Genomic DNA, 977 nt, shown 5'->3' with positions numbered 1-977 from the left:
AAACCCGGCCACGAAAAAAAACCGGGCGGAACTGATTGAAGAGTGGCGTTACATGAGGGCGGGGAACGGCTACCTAAAGCACATGAAAGCCCTCAACGAAAAGAACGCCGCCAAAGCTGCGAAACCGTTCAAACGTTGGGGGCGGAACACCCGCTGAAATATCTGCCGCACAGTGCCGGTATTCCCAAAAGCAGCTTTCATTACCATATCGGCAAAGCCGGTCCCGATGCAGCGGCCAAAACCGCCGTGGGTGAAGTCTGTCGCCGGCACAAAGGCCGTTACGGTCATCGGCGGATTGCCGCCGTATTGTCGCGGAACAAAAAGAAAGTGCGGCGCATTATGGGTTTGTTGGGACTGAAAGCCAAAGTCCGCAGTAAAAAAGCCTACCGTCCGCAAGCAATAGGAGAGGCTTCGGACAGTATTCTCAATCGTGAGTTTACTGCCGGCAAACCGGCAGGCAAATGGCTGACCGATGTGGCGGAGTTCAAATGCACAAACGGGAAGCTGTACTTATCGCCGATATTGGATGAGGCCTTTGCAAAACCGCCGGATGCGGATTCAGTTCAAGGCGCAGCAGCGCAGCGGGTGCAGACATATCACACGATAGGCAGGCGAGCGGGCAGCGCACAACGCAGAAATGCGCTGCAGATGGCGGTTTTGCAAAGGTCTCCGATGTGTTTAACCGGGAGATTGCGGCCTATTCTTTAGGCCGCAGAGCAAACGGTGAAATGGTGGCGCAAATGTTGGACCAAGCATTCGGCCGTCTGAAAGGCCAAACGCCGCTGCTGCATTCCGGCCAAGGTGTGCTTTGCCGCACCGAGGCTTATCGAACGAAATTGGCTGAGAAAGGGATGGTGCAAAGTATGTCGCGCAAAGGCACGCCGGGACAATGCGCCGATGGAGCGTTTCTTCGGTACACTGAAAACGGAGGGTTTCTATCAGGAAGGTGCGCTGTCGGTGGCGGAGCTGACAGTGGT

At 55.5% G+C, this 977-nt stretch carries 3 pseudogenes; 2 read left to right on the top strand and 1 reads right to left on the bottom strand.

Annotated elements, in window-relative coordinates:
• Positions 1 to 42: 42 nt before the first annotated feature.
• Positions 43 to 369, top strand: a pseudogene (locus ACFPVS_RS13660) (IS3 family transposase); the annotation flags it as partial.
• A 115-nt stretch (positions 370 to 484) separates the two neighbouring features.
• Here the strand turns inward: ACFPVS_RS13660 and ACFPVS_RS13655 are convergent.
• Positions 485 to 663, bottom strand: a pseudogene (locus ACFPVS_RS13655) (lipoprotein signal peptidase).
• Positions 664 to 674: 11 nt separating this feature from the next.
• Here ACFPVS_RS13655 and ACFPVS_RS13650 point away from each other — a divergent pair.
• A pseudogene (locus tag ACFPVS_RS13650) lies at positions 675 to 977 on the top strand (hypothetical protein); the annotation flags it as partial.

It is taken from the genome of Neisseria weixii (genome assembly GCF_042658245.1).
GTDB lineage: Bacteria > Pseudomonadota > Gammaproteobacteria > Burkholderiales > Neisseriaceae > Neisseria > Neisseria weixii.
The sequence above is the reverse complement of the archived record's forward strand: the minus strand, read 5'-3'. Positions and strand labels throughout refer to the sequence as shown.